At 32.7% G+C, this 15,736-nt stretch carries 15 protein-coding genes and 1 pseudogene; 1 reads left to right on the top strand and 15 read right to left on the bottom strand.

Annotated features, from left to right (window positions below; translation table 11 throughout):
* From HMPREF2737_RS09130 to HMPREF2737_RS09075, 12 genes and pseudogenes are all read right to left on the bottom strand, one after another.
* Positions 1–1,376 (bottom strand): annotated as a pseudogene (locus HMPREF2737_RS09130) (molybdopterin-dependent oxidoreductase); the annotation flags it as partial.
* A gap of 206 nt (positions 1,377–1,582) precedes the next feature.
* Complete coding sequence (cobA, locus tag HMPREF2737_RS09125) at positions 1,583–2,527, bottom strand: uroporphyrinogen-III C-methyltransferase (RefSeq protein ID WP_037550068.1); 945 nt, start codon at positions 2,525–2,527, stop codon at positions 1,583–1,585.
* Positions 2,518–2,832 (bottom strand): nitrite reductase small subunit NirD, encoded by a 315-nt coding sequence (gene nirD, locus HMPREF2737_RS09120; RefSeq protein WP_037550071.1) that lies wholly within the window; start codon positions 2,830–2,832, stop codon positions 2,518–2,520. Before nirD ends, cobA begins: the two co-directional genes overlap by 10 nt.
* Positions 2,833–2,835: 3 nt before the next feature.
* Positions 2,836–5,247 carry a nitrite reductase large subunit NirB gene (gene nirB / locus HMPREF2737_RS09115; RefSeq protein ID WP_037550074.1) on the bottom strand — a complete coding sequence of 804 codons (2,412 nt, stop codon included), beginning with the start codon at positions 5,245–5,247 and terminating at the stop codon, positions 2,836–2,838.
* A 235-nt stretch (positions 5,248–5,482) separates the two neighbouring features.
* Positions 5,483–6,199: a sirohydrochlorin chelatase gene (locus tag HMPREF2737_RS09110; protein WP_037550077.1), complete on the bottom strand. Its 717-nt coding sequence runs from the start codon at positions 6,197–6,199 to the stop codon at positions 5,483–5,485.
* A gap of 191 nt (positions 6,200–6,390) precedes the next feature.
* Positions 6,391–7,212 (bottom strand): formate/nitrite transporter family protein, encoded by an 822-nt coding sequence (locus tag HMPREF2737_RS09105; protein ID WP_037550079.1) that lies wholly within the window; start codon positions 7,210–7,212, stop codon positions 6,391–6,393.
* Positions 7,213–7,352: 140 nt separating this feature from the next.
* Positions 7,353–7,535: a hypothetical protein gene (locus HMPREF2737_RS09100; RefSeq protein ID WP_011274973.1), complete on the bottom strand. Its 183-nt coding sequence runs from the start codon at positions 7,533–7,535 to the stop codon at positions 7,353–7,355.
* A gap of 59 nt (positions 7,536–7,594) precedes the next feature.
* Entirely contained in the window at positions 7,595–8,074 is a 480-nt protein-coding gene (locus HMPREF2737_RS09095) for an SRPBCC family protein (protein ID WP_037550082.1), read from the bottom strand.
* Between the two features lie 153 nt (positions 8,075–8,227).
* On the bottom strand, positions 8,228–8,743 hold the full coding sequence (locus HMPREF2737_RS09090; RefSeq protein WP_037550085.1) for a YceI family protein: 516 nt from the start codon (positions 8,741–8,743) through the stop codon (positions 8,228–8,230).
* Positions 8,744–8,880: 137 nt separating this feature from the next.
* Positions 8,881–10,431, bottom strand: coding sequence for a zinc ABC transporter substrate-binding lipoprotein AdcA (gene adcA / locus HMPREF2737_RS09085; RefSeq protein WP_037550088.1), 1,551 nt, complete (start codon positions 10,429–10,431; stop codon positions 8,881–8,883).
* A 292-nt stretch (positions 10,432–10,723) separates the two neighbouring features.
* Positions 10,724–11,320: a DsbA family protein gene (locus tag HMPREF2737_RS09080; RefSeq protein WP_037550091.1), complete on the bottom strand. Its 597-nt coding sequence runs from the start codon at positions 11,318–11,320 to the stop codon at positions 10,724–10,726.
* A 23-nt stretch (positions 11,321–11,343) separates the two neighbouring features.
* Positions 11,344–11,703: a DUF4467 domain-containing protein gene (locus HMPREF2737_RS09075; RefSeq protein ID WP_037535751.1), complete on the bottom strand. Its 360-nt coding sequence runs from the start codon at positions 11,701–11,703 to the stop codon at positions 11,344–11,346.
* 254 nt (positions 11,704–11,957) lie between these two features.
* Here HMPREF2737_RS09075 and HMPREF2737_RS09070 point away from each other — a divergent pair, with 254 nt between their 5' ends.
* Positions 11,958–13,202 carry an aminoacyltransferase gene (locus HMPREF2737_RS09070; protein WP_037550094.1) on the top strand — a complete coding sequence of 415 codons (1,245 nt, stop codon included), beginning with the start codon at positions 11,958–11,960 and terminating at the stop codon, positions 13,200–13,202.
* Between the two features lie 82 nt (positions 13,203–13,284).
* Here HMPREF2737_RS09070 and HMPREF2737_RS09065 read toward each other — a convergent pair whose 3' ends face one another.
* The 3 genes from HMPREF2737_RS09065 to HMPREF2737_RS09055 are packed head-to-tail and all read right to left on the bottom strand — an operon-like array spanning position 13,285 to position 15,513.
* Positions 13,285–14,016, bottom strand: coding sequence for an amino acid ABC transporter ATP-binding protein (locus tag HMPREF2737_RS09065; RefSeq protein WP_037550103.1), 732 nt, complete (start codon positions 14,014–14,016; stop codon positions 13,285–13,287).
* Complete coding sequence (locus HMPREF2737_RS09060) at positions 14,013–14,732, bottom strand: amino acid ABC transporter permease (RefSeq protein WP_037550342.1); 720 nt, start codon at positions 14,730–14,732, stop codon at positions 14,013–14,015. The genes HMPREF2737_RS09065 and HMPREF2737_RS09060 overlap by 4 nt, the downstream gene beginning before the upstream one ends.
* Positions 14,713–15,513, bottom strand: a complete 801-nt coding sequence (locus tag HMPREF2737_RS09055) for a transporter substrate-binding domain-containing protein (RefSeq protein ID WP_037550106.1) — start codon at positions 15,511–15,513, stop codon at positions 14,713–14,715. Before HMPREF2737_RS09055 ends, HMPREF2737_RS09060 begins: the two co-directional genes overlap by 20 nt.
* Positions 15,514–15,736: the final 223 nt, after the last annotated feature.

Raw genomic sequence — 15,736 nt, 5'->3', positions numbered from 1 at the left:
TGTCGCTACATACACTTCTTTTCCATCAGCTAATGTTACTTTTCTAGCTGCTATTGGTCTTTCAAAAATACCGTCACCTTGACTATCAAAGTAAGGGAATTGAATTGTTTTTAGTTCGTAAGTGTCGTCTGCCATTGACATCGCTGGATCAATTTTAGAACCATCTTCATTTTCTAATTTTAAGTTCCACTTCTTGCCTTCTTCCCAGCGTTGACCCATTGTGCCATTAGGTACTACAAACTGAAGACTATTCATATCGTGAATGACTGGTTTCCATTCGCTATTTTCACTTTCCATACCTAAATCACTTGCACGTAAGAATCGTCCTGCTTTATAGCCATTGTCATCTTCGTCTAACATAATCACGAAAGGCATATCTGAATATTGTTTTGAATAGTTAATGAACATTTCACTAGGATTATCATGATAGTATTCTTGTAAAATAACATGTGTCATTGCTTGTGCTACCGCTGCATCAGTACCTGGATTAGGCGCTAACCAGTTATCCGCGAATTTAACATTTTCTGCATAGTCAGGTGCTACTGAAACAACTTTAGTCCCTTTATATCTCACTTCAGTCATAAAGTGAGCATCAGGTGTACGTGTAAGTGGTACGTTTGAACCCCACATAATAATATATGAAGCATTGTACCAATCACTTGATTCAGGTACGTCAGTTTGTTCACCCCAAATTTGTGGTGACGCAGACGGTAAATCAGCATACCAATCATAAAAACTTAACATTTCTCCACCGAGTAAGTTGATAAATCTTGCCCCTGCAGCATAACTTATCATTGACATGGCAGGAATTGGTGTAAATCCTGCGATTCTATCTGGACCATCCTTTTTAATTGTATAAAGAATTTGTGCAGCAATAATATCTGTTACATCTTTCCAGTTAGCTCGAACATGTCCACCTTTACCACGTGCTTGTTTATATGCTTTTGCTTTCTCTTCGTCTTCAACAATAGATGCCCACGCTGCAATACGATTTCCATTATTTTCTTCTAACGCTGTATTCCATAAATCTAATAATTTCCCTCTAATGTATGGATATTTCACACGAAGTGGACTATATTCATACCAAGAGAATGACGCACCACGCGGACATCCACGAGGTTCAAATTCTGGCATATCAGGCCCACAACTTGGATAATCGATTTGTTGATTTTCCCAAGTGATTACGCCATTTTTAACAAATACTTTCCATGAACATGACCCTGTACAGTTAACACCATGTGTTGTTCTAACTACTTTATCGTGACTCCATCTTTCACGGTACATTTTTCCCACTCTCTACTTTTGCTCTCAAGAACTGACCAATTACCATTAAATGTCTCAGTTGGTTTGAAAAAGTTTAATCCAAATTTTCCCATCTATATGAATCCTCCTACCGTTAAAGGTATTAACTTATTCCGATTTGCCGTTTTACTTTTGAATTTATAATGATTGTACAATTTTTCACATTCATTAGGTATTAGGGAATGTCCTAATTCGCATGGGGGAATCCCTAAAAAACAAAAAAGCAGGTAGTGGTACATAACGTTCTAAGAATTCGTTATACCACTCCTGCAAGGATGACTTATAAATTAATATATTTAATTTTATTGTTATTGATTATTTGTGTATATAATTGTTGTTGTGATGGATGGTAACTTTCATCAACATGCACTAAACAATGATATCCTGTTTCAGATAATTCTTCAGCTTTTAATAAAGCATCTTCTTTCGAACCTTTTATAACATATAATGAATCATCTAAATTTCTTTCATACTCTTGTTTCAACACTTTATCTTTATCAATATGGTCAACAATAGTGCCTAAAATACAAATTCCTGGTTCACCTTCAAGTTCATGTTGTTGTAATTGATGCTCAATGGTGCTTAATTTACCAATGATGACGCTTTGGTTATGACACGTAGCATTAAATACAATTGCTATCGAATAGTCCTCTGAAGTATAAGCTGTGATTTGATCAATGATACGGCCCAATCGCTTTATCCCCATATAGATGGCTAATGTCCCACCATTAATCAAATTACGTATATCTGTTTCTTGATTGATTGAATCTTTGAAATGGCCTGTTGAAAAGGTCACACTAGGCGCTACTGATCTCATTGTTAATCCTAAATCCATTGTTGCAACAGCGGCACTTGCCGAAGTTACACCAGGAACAATTTCATATTCGATTCCATAGTCTTTTAAAGTAATGACTTCTTCAGTAACACGACCGAATATTGCTGGATCGCCACCTTTGAGACGAATGACTGTTTGATACTTTTTAGCCGCTTCAACGATTTTTAAATTAATTTCGTCTTGTTGTATGTGTTTAGCGTAAGGCTTTTTACCTACATCAATGAATTCCGCATCAGCGGGTGCATATTGAAGTATGAGTGGGTTTACTAAACGATCATATAGAATAACTTCAGCTTTCTTAATACATCGTTCTGCTTTTTTCGTTAAAAGATTAGGATTACCAGGTCCAGCACCTATCAAGTAAACCTTTGATTTTTCATCTACAGACATACATAAACGTCTCCATCGATGACTTCAACTGGATATGTTTCAACACATCCAGTATCAGGTTCTTGTACTTCGCCACTTCTCAAATCAACCTTTTGATCATGTAGAGGGCAATAAACGTAGTCGCCACTTACTGTTCCTTCTGATAATGGCCCTTGTTTGTGAGGACAAATGTTATTAATCGCATGAATGTCTCCACTTTCAGTTAAGAAAATGCCAATTTCTTTACCATTAACAATCACTTTTTTTCCAATCAATGGTGTTAATTCTTCTATTGTAGTTACTTTAACTTTTTCCATAGATTTCATATGTTACACCCTCTCAACTTCAAAGATTTTTCGAGCTTCTTTATCTTCAACGATTGCTTCCCAAGGTTCGCCATGTCCATCAATCGCTTTTTTAGCATCCATAATTCTATCGAATAATTCTTTTTGACGTTCAGGATCCAGTAGTACTTCTTTAACATTTTCAAAGCCTAAACGATTTAACCATGGTGCAGTTCTTTCTGCATATATGCCAGTTTCACGATAATACTGCATTAACGCACCACATAATTGAATAACTTCATCTTCAGTTTCAACGGTAGTTAATAATTTACCAACTGTAACATCTGTACCTCCGTTACCACCGATGTAAATTTGATAACCGTTTTCTACTGAGATAACACCGAAATCTTTAACTCCTGATTCAACGCAACTACGTGGGCAACCAGATACACCCATTTTGAATTTATGTGGTGTGTCAATGTATTCGAATGTTTTTTCTAAACGAATACCTAAGCGTGTAGTGTATTGAGTACCGAATCGACAGAATTCTTTACCTACACAACTTTTAACTGAACGTGTTTTCTTACCATATGCTGAAGCTGAACGCATACCTAAATCTTCCCATACTTTAGGTAATTCTTCTTTCTTCAATCCATATAAACCTACACGTTGAGAACCTGTTACTTTAACTAATGGAACATTGTATTTTTTTGCAACTTCACCTAATCTTATTAATTGGTCAGCATCTGTTACGCCTCCACGCATTTGTGGAATAACAGAGAATGTACCATCATTTTGAATATTTGCATGATAACGTTCGTTTGCGAAGCGTGATTCTTTTTCATCTTGATGATCATGTGGGTATACCATGTTTAAATAGTAGTTTATTGCTGGACGACATTTCGGACAGCCATTTTTATCTTTAAAGTCTAGTACGTGACGTACTTCTTTAGATGTTTTTAGACCTTTAGCTCTTATTTGCGTAACAATTTGATCACGTGTTAAATCAGTACAAGCACAAATTCCGGTAGGTTTCGCTGCTACAAAGTCATCACCTAATGTGCATTGTAATAACTCGCCAATTTGTCCTTTACATTTACCACATGAATTACCCGCTTTAGTTGCTTTCGTTACTTCTTCCACTGATGTTAATCCTTTAGTCGTAATCGCATTAACAATCGTACCTTTATCTACACCGTTACAGCCACAAATAGTTTCATCGTCTGGCATATCAGCGATAGAAGTTACCGCTTCTTCTCCACCTTTGTACAATAATGATACTAATGTATAGTCTTCTAAAGATTCATGTTTTTTCATCATATTATAGAATCTTGAGCCATCATCTGTATCACCATATAATACTGCTCCGACAACTTGACCATCGCTCAAATAGACTTTTTTATAAATATTATCGACACTGTTGAAAATTTCAATACCATGGACATTTTCATTTTCAACAATTTGTCCCGCACTATATAAATCACAACCAGACACTTTTAATGAAGTGAAAGTTGTAGAACCTTTGTACCCTTCTGTTTCTTTTCCAGTTAGGTAGTCAGCTAACACTTTACCTTGTTCATAGAGCGGTGCGACTAAGCCATATACTTTGCCGTCATGCTCTGAACATTCGCCAACAGCATAAATATTAGGGTCTGATGTTTGTAAATAATCATTAACAACGATACCTCTATTTACTTCTAGACCTGCATCACGTGCTACTTGAGTAAATGGACGGATACCGACTGCCATGACCACTAAATCTGTTTCGATTATTCTTCCATCCGCCAATTTAATCGCTTCTACATCATCTTTACCAATAATTTCTTTAGAGTTCGCTTGTAACTCGATATTCATACCTTGACGTTCTAAATCCGCTTTAAGCATGCCGCCAGCTTTACGGTCTAACTGCATTTCCATAAGCCATTCTGCTAAGTGTAATACAGTTACTTCCATACCTTGATCCATTAAACCACGTGCACATTCAAGTCCTAATAATCCGCCACCAATAACGACAGCTTTCTTTTTCGTTTTAGCGATTTCAATCATGCGTTCAGTATCTTCTATTGTTCTCCAACCTATAACACTTGGTAAATCTGATCCAGGTATCGGTAATACGAAAGCACTAGAGCCTGTTGCAAATATACAAATATCATAGTTCACTTCAACACCTTTTGATGTTGTTACTGTTTGTGCTGAACGATCAACCGTCTCTACTGGGTCGTTGACAATGAGCTGAATGTTGTTTTCTTCATACCATTCATATGGATTCATTATTGTTTCTTCTACAGTCATTTTCTTCTGTAGTATATTTGATAACATTATTCTGTTATAGTTTGGATAAGGTTCTTTCCCAATAATTGTAATGTCAAATTGTGAATCTGAACGCTCTAGAATTTCTTCTATCGTTCTTAATCCCGCCATGCCGTTTCCAACCATCACTAATTTTTGTTTAGTCATAAAATATGCCCCTTTTATCACTTTAAATTTACTTATTTTCCATTTGCAATTTTTTGTTTTTTAAAATGTTTGATATTCAACATTTGTTTCTTCACTGCTATTCTATAACAGATTCCACTTCAAATGTGATGATTTTCACAAATTAATTAAAAATCGGGGAATTCCCTAATACGTTTAATAACTTGTCCAAATACAATAAAAAACTGAGACAACACTGTGCCTCAGCTTATAAATCCTAATTAAATGTTAATTGCTTTAAACGTTCACTAATAATTTCCTTCAATATATTATCAAAATTAATAGATGGTGTAATATGAAGCGTACCCTGTATATCCATTTCTGAAATGAGTCGTTTTACTTTGTTTACTAGTCGCCCATCATATAAAAACATTGGCACTACAATAAGTTCATCATACGCATTCCAAAGTTGATCCAAGTCATTTCTAAAAGTAATGTCACCATATAGCGTACGACAATAGATAGGTACAGGTTGATTCATTTTTTCACTAAATTCCTTTAACTCATCATGTGCTTTCGTATATGAGAAACTACCATGTGCTATTAATACAATCGCATAATTAGAGGAGGTAGAAATTTCAACATCTTGAATACGTTTTTCAACTAAATCTACCATATAGTCATGCGTACCAAGCGGTTCACTAATTTCGTAACTTATTTCAGGATGATCTTTTTTGATATTTGATAAAATTTCAGGAACATCGACGATATAATGCATTGCCGAAAAGATCAAAAGAGGTACAACTTTAAATTGAGTTTCACCTTGCTTTATTAAACGACCAATCGTGTTTTCAATACTCTTTTCTTCACTTTCAATAAACGCTAATTCATATTCATACGTTTCATCACTTAATAAACGATCTAAGAATTCTCCCAATGCTTTATTTTGATTACCTTTTCTCATGCCGTGTGCCACTAATATATTCGCAACCAATCGCTTCATCCCCTTTATATAAGACTTTAGTGCTTTTCAAATTTGGTCATAAAATGCTTTAATGTTGATTAAAATGATATGTTTTAATCATAATTTAGTCAACTTTTTCAATAATGTGGTTGAATTAATTCAATAAAAAAGGTTGTGCTATTTACTCATTTAACTTAGTGATAACACAACCCTATTATTGATTACTTAGCTTTTATACTATCACGTGAACCATTTAAATACGCATATACTAAACCAATAAATATACCACCACCGATATAGTTACCAATTAAAGCAAACACAATATTTTTAATAACACCTAACCATGATAGTACATCTATATTATAGAACACCATACCTGCATATAAACCAGCATTGAAGACAACGTGTTCATAACCCATGAATACAAACACAACAACACCTGCAGCAATAAAGAATGCTCTTGCCAGTCCTTCTTTAAATAACATAGACACGTATATACCAATATTAATAAAGAAATTACAGAAGATCGCTTTAACTAAAATATTTAACCAAGTTGATTCTACCGTTTTCATATGTACTGTCTTACTTAAGCTAGCAATCATTTCTGGCGTCATAATATGCGTCCCTTTCATTAAGAAGAATAATATGAATCCGCCAATAATATTCCCTATAAAACAGAATAAGAAAATGAACAACATCTTATTAATAGTAATGGCTCTATAATACCAGCCGACCGTTAAATACATGAAATTACTAGTTAGTAATTCTGAGTTCGTCAACACAATTAATACTAAAGCTAAACTAAATGCAATCGCACCTAGCAAATTAACTAAACCTTCATTAGTGCCTGCAAATTGTGTTTTAATTGCCAACATAAATACCGTTACGATTGCTAATAAAAAACCTGACATGATTGCTTTCAATGCATATCTACCAGGCGTTTTTGTAGCCATAATCTCTTTCGTCTGTACCTGCCCAACAGCAGCTTCTACAATATCACGCGTTGCATGGGTGTCCTCAACCGTTTTATTGTTCTTCAACATATGTATGCCCCCTACATCCTTTAAAGTTATGTTTCAATTATATATTTTTTAAAAAAACATGAATAGCTTAAATTTTTTAGGTAAAAAAGTGAGGTAAAATCGTATCATGTAGACACGATTCTACCTCACTTAGTAATTCACTATTTATGTGCTTTAAGTCTTGATAAATAGCGTAAACCTGTAGCAAAAATGCCATAGCCTAGCGCTGTTCTTAAAACATATTTAATTGCACTATTATCAATTGCCTTTGAATTGAGTAGTACTGTAGGTATTAATGTACTAACTGAAAATAGAGCTAGTACTTTTAAATATCTTTCTTTCATATCATCAACCTCATTTCAACTACATTATAACTTAAATATAGTTGAATTTTTTGACATACTTATGACTTTTTTTGTCCCAATAGTGATTCTAGTTGATCCAATGTAGAATTCATTCCCGCTTCTACACCCATATCAAGTGCTTGTTGCGCTGCATCTTTTGTTGGAAAGATTGAAGTTGACGTTACAAGCGTGCTTTGCGCTGATTCTGAAGTGAAATCAATCAAAATTTGCATCCCAGGTAATGATGTATCTTTCTCACCTTGAGATGTAGCAAAGAAATCTAAGTATTCAATATGATTAGGTTTATCCACCTTTTTATATTCAGTCAATGTGTAACTTGTTTGTTCTGGCATTTCTATCGCAAAGAAGGCATCACCACCGACTACTGGGTTAAAACGAAAAACTTTTGTTTTACCTCCTTGAGGATGAAACCATTGTTCGAATAACGTCTCCGTAGTGTATGCCTCGAAAACTTCATTTATTGGCGCCTCAAACGTTCTATTAAATATAATTTTATTATCTTTTAGTTGAATTGACATTTAAATCCCCCTATCTATTTGTTAAATGCTCTCTCTGAATTTACCAGTTATTGATTTTAATTACAAAAAAAGCTCCCTTCAAAGTTTACATTCATTAATGTCTACTTTGTAGGGAGCCATATGAGTATTTTTATTAAGTAGTATAACTAGTGATTAGTCTTCAAGTGGAAATTCTAAATCAAATTCAACATTTAAGTCTTTTCCTAATAAAAAACCACCAGTTTCAAGTTGTTGGTTAAACGTAATGCCATATTTTTCACGGTTAAGGCTACCAGTAATTACTAAACCAGCAGTGTTTTTACCGTTTAATGGATTTAAACTAGTACCTTTATAATCTAAATCAAAAGTTTCTTCATGTGTTTGATCTTTCATAGTTAAGTTACCAGTAACTGATTTATCATCTACTTTAGTAATTTCAAATTTAATTTCTGGGTAGTTTTCAACGTCTAAGAAATCTGCGCTTTTAAGATGATTATCACGATCTGCTACTTTAGTATCAATTGAATTTGCTTGAACAGTAAAAGTACCTTGCAATGAACTTAAATCATTGAAATCACCTGAAATGTTAGCGTCAAATTCGTTAAAACGTCCTTTAACATTTGATACAACTAAATGTTGAATAGAAAAGTTAACTCCTGAATGTGCTGGATCTAAATTTAAATTAGCCATGTGTACATACCTCCATTATTTAAATTATGAAACTACGTAACTGAAAATCAGTACCATAGTTTGTATAATTATTATACTTAATATAATAAAGAAACTTATATGGAAATACAAGTAAAAAGACTCAAATTTTAAATTTATTAATGTGCTAACATCTCTTCTTTAATATCGTCCTTATCTAATGAGGCAGGATAATACGTTGGCCAATGATCCATTTCTTCAAGTAATGTTTCATTGTTGTTACCCATAAAAATGTGGAAGTGTTCTGCTTTCTTAGGTGCGATATTATGATCACTAAACTGAACGTACTTAGGTAATGTTTGCTTGTCAGAGTGCTTCAATTTAAAAATAAATCTAACTCCACGATTACCTTTCTTATAATCTAGGATTTTTTTACCAACATATTCATACGTTCCAGTAACCTTATTCCCATTTTTTTCAAAAGTAATGTTGTCACCTTTAATATTTATGCTAGAAACGTCAGTTTTGTAACCTTTCTCATAGTATTTTTTATACTCTTTTTCTGTCATAGTGCTATCTTCTTCAGATTTATGTTTCATTACATCATCTAAATCACCATTTTTTAAATAGGGATACACTGATTGCCATTTACCTTCATAATCTGATAATGCACGATCTTTAACTTGTTCATCTTTGAAATAACCATCTGAAATAGCTTTATCATATTTATGTTCAGCTTTTTCGTCTTGTACTTTTATATTGGAACTCAATGCTTTATCTAATACTTCAATATTTTTGTTCATCAATGTTTGATAATTCATCGATGCATCTTTAGATTGTTCTTTATTAAGTGACTCCATATTATAGAATTTTAACGGTTTTGCATTTGTTTCTTTTCTGATTGTTTCAGTTACTTTATTCGCAACATTATCCTCATACAATATGTATTTAACATTTTTCTCATTAATCTCTTTTACTAAGTTTGTAAGTTTTTTTTGAGAAGGATCTTCAGCATTCATATTTTGAATTCCCTTTTGAACAAAGCCATAGCGATCTGCGAGATAACCTAGAGATTCATGAGAAATAAATACAGCATTACCTTGTTTATCTTTAGTAATGTTGTTCATTTTATTATCAATATCATTTAACTCTTTTTCTAATTTTTTAAAATTTTTCTCGTATTCATCTTTATGTTCTGGATCTTTAGTTACTAGCTGATCTTTAATTTCTTTAGCAAACACCTTATTTTTCTCAGGATCTAACCATACATGTGGATCATACCCACCATGATGATGGTGTTCGTGTCCATGTGAATCCTCGTGTTCTTCATTACCGTGTTCGTGTTGGTCTGTTAGTAGTGTTGATTGATCTAGTTTATCTTGTAATGAATATTTCTTTTTATCATTTTTAATTGTGGCTGCAACTTTCTTAGCGACTGGATCTAAATCATCACCTGTATATACAAATAAATCAGATTGATTAACCTTTAACATGTCTTTCTGAGTTGGTTCATAATCATGTAGGTCTGTGCCAGCAGGATAAATAGACGATACATTGACATGGTTACCACCTATTTCCTCTATAAAGGATTGCAAAGGATATACAGTTGTAGACACATTCATTTTGTTATCACCTTTAGAATCTTTATTAGAACGATCTTCCTTTCCACAAGCGACTAATATAAATACAATAATAGTTATCAAAACAGTAAGACTTAAAAAGCGTTTCATTTTATACCTCCTAAATAGTAATAATTACGATTTAAAAGTATAACTTTATTTGTATAAAATTACAATAGTTTTTTATTTTTCTTATTTTCAATTTAATAAAAATCATCTTTTATTAAAAATATCTATCATTGATTAAGTTACTACCTTTCTAAATTTTTAAAAAAAGAAGAATCATAGTGAAGTACACTACAATTCTTCTTTGAATCAACATTATTAAATTTATTTCACTTCTCTTTAGTGGTTACAATATAACACAAAATGAATGTCACCGTTACTCACTATGACATCGTGACTATAAGTATTTCTTCCATTCTTCGACTTTATAAGGATCTTCCACTTTTTTTCCATTTATAAAAACAGTTGGAACAGTATCAATGTTATTATCTTCTGTTAGTTCCTTTTGTTCTTCTGCTTTTTTCCAAGCTTCACTATTCTTAGTCTTATACTGCTTTTTAATGTCAGTTTTTTGTTGCGTCGTAATATCTAACTTATCAATTTCTTTATCAAGAAATTGTTCTGTTAACCACTTTTTATCCTCGTCTTTTTGATTCGCGAATACGTTACGTTGAAAAGTTAAGTATTCATTAAGTGCAACTTTTTGCACTGCGTTTCCGGCTCTAGAGCCGACGATTGAATCTTTACCAAGAAATCCAGCATTAATAAATTGATACTCTACTTTATTCGTATCAATATAGTCTTTTTTAATTGTTGGCATTACATTCTTTTCCACTTTTTTACAGTATGGACATTTAAAGTCTCCATACTCAACGATTAAAATTTTGCCATTCTCAGTTTTAGGTGGTTGCTTTTCCTTGTTGTTATTAGAACAAGCACTTATGATGATTATTAAAACCATCATCACACTTATTATCAAAATTCGCTTTTTCATAGATGCTCCTTTGTAATAACATATTAATTCATATTTTCTTCCTTATAATCAGCATCATGTGATTCGATATATTGTTTTGTATCAAAGTTATCAATGCGTTTCGCTTTTTTACCATCAAATTGATAAGTGTAGTAATGAACTTCTTCATTATTACTTAAAGGTTTATACGCTAAGACAACATACTTACCATCTTCATAAACATAAATATTCGCATCTTTTTTATCAAAGTGTTTAACCATATCTCCTGTATCATTCTTAGCCATTTGCTCTTGCTTTTGATCTTGCATTTTTACAGCTTTATCTATTTTATCGACATATTTATCGTTACCACACGCTGCTAGCAATAATATACCGACACTTAACATAACTAATATACGTTTCATATATTCACTCCTATTGCCCAGTTCTCTCTATCTATCATTATACTTCTTTTGCAAATACTATCATACAATGGTTTTAAAATATGCGCTAGTTCATAAAAATTTAGTTTTCTAAAAATATTTATTATTATAAATTAAATATATATTTTAACCTACAACTAAAGTACGGTGTGATTTAATAACTTATCTTGTGTAATAGTTGTAGTTATTTGTTAAAATAAAGGATAATTCTTAAAAACGCAGAGGAGTAGATGAATATGAAATTCGTAACTTTATCACCGGAGGAATTTGAGAAATTTACATCCAGTCATTTCTCTCATTACACACAATCTCGAATTCACTTTGAAAACAGAAATGAATTAAAAGGTGATGTGCATGTTGTAGGTGTCAAAGATGACAGCGACAATGTCATCGCTGCAACTTTAATGACTGAGGCACGTGCTTTAAAAGTGTTCAAATACTTTTATACACATCGTGGACCTGTCATGGACTACAGTAATATTGAATTGGTTCACTTTTTCTTTAAATCACTAACAAGTTATTTAAAAAAACATAATTGCTTATATGTATTAGTTGATCCTTATATTTTGGAGAACCTACGTAATGCTGATGGAGAAATTTTAGAAAGTTACGATAACCGAGCAGTCATCAAAACGTTGGAAGATTTAGGTTACAAACATCAAGGATGGACAGTAGGTTATAGCACAATGAGTCAAATACGTTGGTTATCTGTCTTAGATTTAAAAGACAAGTCAGAAGATCAATTATTAAAAGAAATGGACTATCAAACACGTCGTAACATTAAAAAAACGTATGAAATGGGCGTAAAAGTAAGAACGCTACCTATGGATGAAACAGATACGTTCTTTGAATTATTCCAAATGGCCGAAGAAAAACATGGTTTCAAATTTAGAGACAAACCATACTTTTATGAAATGCAAAAAACGTATAAAGACCATGCAATGCTTAAACTTGCCTATATTGATTTAAAGGATTACTTATCTACTCTCCAACAAAAACACGATTCATTAACAGTACAATTATCCGAAGTCGATGCTGTATTAGAGGAAAACCCTAACTCTAAGAAAAATAAAAATAAACGCACACAAATACAACAACAAGTTGATAGTAATGAACGCAAATTAAATGAAACGAAAGATAAAATTGCTGAAGAAGGCGAAACACTTAATCTAGCTGCGGCTTTATACTTATATAATGAACATGAAGTTTATTATTTATCCAGTGGTTCAAATCCTAGATATAATGCGTATATGGGCGCATATCGTTTACAATGGGATATGATTAAATTCGCAAAAGAACATAATGTAGATCGTTATAATTTCTACGGTATTACAGGTGACTTTAGTGAAGATGCTGAAGATTATGGTGTACAACAATTTAAAAAAGGCTTCAATGCTAATGTTTACGAATACATTGGAGATTTCATTAAACCGATACACCCACTTGCATACAAAGTTAAACAACTATTAGAACGTAAATAACTATTAGAACGTAAATAACTATAAAGCAAAAAACACTTTTCTAAGTTCAACTTTATGAACTTTAGAAAAGTGTTTTTCATTATTAATCTTCATTAATTACATTTAAGAAACGACGTAATTCTTCTGTCTTAGGATGTTCGAATATTTCGTCTGGTGTACCTTGTTCACCAATACGTCCTTCGTGTATAAAGACGATTTTATTTGAGACTTGGCGTGCAAATCGCATTTCATGCGTTACAATCACCATTGTCATACCTTCATCAGCTAATTCTTTAATTACTCTTAATACGTCATTAACTAATTCTGGATCTAATGCAGAAGTAGGTTCATCAAACAACATTACTTGCGGATTCATAGCTAGTGCTCTAGCAATTGCTACACGTTGTTGTTGACCACCCGAAAGTGCATGTGGACGTTGATCTTTAACACTTGTTAAACCAACTTTTTCGAGTAATCCCATTGCTCTTTCTTTCGCATCTGCTTTACTCATTTTCTTTACAGTTACTAATCCTTCCATTACATTTTCTAATGCAGATTTATGAGGAAATAGATTATAACTTTGAAATACCATACCCGATTGCTTGCGTACGCTCATTTGAGACTTTTTATTATTAGCGGTATAACTTTCACCATTAACACTAACATTACCTTCAGTCGGAATTTCTAAAGCATTAATCATACGTAGTAATGTCGTTTTACCTGAACCAGATCGTCCAATAAGTGTTACGACTTCCCCTTTTTCTACGTTTAAATCAATGCCTTTAATGACTTCTTTATCATTGAATGATTTATGGATACCACTTAATTCAATCATGAGTTATACCCTCTTTCAATATATGATTCATAGAAGCTTTGGATAACTGAGATAATGAAGCAAATTACCCAATACATAACCGCTACAAGAATATAAATTGTGAAATATTCATATGTTGTAGACGCTACCTCTTGAGCTTTACGGAACATTTCTGCAACTAAGATAAAGCCAAGTAATGATGTATCTTTAATTAAACTTAAGAATGTATTTCCTAAAGCTGGTATTGAAACACGGATCGCTTGAGGTAAAATAATTCTTTGAATCGTTTGTCTATAGTTCATTCCTATAGAATAAGCCGCTTCTGTTTGACCTTTAGGTATAGAAATAATACCACCACGGATAATTTCTGATGCATACGCACCAACATTAAGTGACAAACCGATGATAGCTGAAACAACTGATGATAATGTCCATTGTTCATCAGCATTACCAGTTACTAAGCGTCCTAATTCAGGAATACCATAAAAGATTATGAATAACTGTACGATCATCGGTGTACCACGAATAATTGAAACGTATACTCTTGCGATACCTTTTAAAACTTTACTCGTTGAAATACGCATTAACGCTGTAAATAAAGCAATAATCAAACCTAAGATAAATGTAACTATTGTTATTGGAATAGAATATTTTAATAAACCTTCCAACATTGGTCCAAATGCTTGCCCTGCCGCATCTAATGCATGTTGTTGTTGACTATTTAGGCTCAGAAACATTTTCACCGAACCATTTCTTACCAATTTCCGCTAATTTACCATTTTCTTTTAATGTTTTAAGTCCATCGTTGAAATCAGATACAACTTTATCATCAACATCTTTGTTAAATGTGAATGCTGATTTACTTTGCTCTGCATTTCCTTTGATTGCTTTAATTTTAGCGTTTGGTTTTTGTTTTTTATAATCTAAGTAAGATAAGCTATCGTTGAATGTACCATCAACACGATTAGATAATAATAAGTCCATCGCTTGGTTAAAGCCATCAACTTTAGTAATATCTGAACCTTTATCTTTAGCTAATTGACCATAGTTAGACGTGAATGTTTGAGCCATTTTTTTACCTTTGACGTCATTAAATGATTTAATGTTCTTTTCATTTTCACGTACTACTAAAACTGCGCTTGAATAAGTGTAAGGTGTAGAGAATTTATATTTTTTCTCTCTATCTTTGTTTACACCAACTTGGTTAGCAATAACGTCAAAACGTTTCGCATCTAAACCAGCAAACATTGAATCCCATGATGTTTCATTAAATTTAAGTTTATAACCTTTTTCTTTTGCAACTGCTTTGATTACATCAATATCGTAACCAGTTAATTTGTCTTGTTTATTGTGGAACGTGAATGGTGCATATGTACCTTCAGTACCCACTTTCAGTGTTTTACTATCGCTGTTACTACTACTTGATTTAGAATCACTATTTTTATCAGATGATCCTCCATTACCACAAGCAGCTAACACAAAGATAAGTGCTAAAGCAACAAATAAAAGTCTTTTCATCTACCTTGTCCTCCATATTCCTATTAGATTAGTCAGAATAAATTAATTCTAATCTCATGGGTGGTAATAGTCAACATTATTTTACATTTGCCTAAGTGTTCAGAATGTTTGGATATTAATAAAATAAAAAAGAGACCTAGACATAGAACGTTTTTTAGAGGGAGCCCTCTATGGTATCCCTTCTATGAAAAAATGCTTAAACATTTTCAACGTTCGTCTTGAT

Source organism: Staphylococcus sp. HMSC069D12, from assembly GCF_001810405.1.
In the GTDB taxonomy this organism is placed as follows: domain Bacteria; phylum Bacillota; class Bacilli; order Staphylococcales; family Staphylococcaceae; genus Staphylococcus; species Staphylococcus haemolyticus.
Note: the sequence above shows the minus strand (reverse complement) of the source record. Positions and strands in the feature narration are given on the sequence as shown.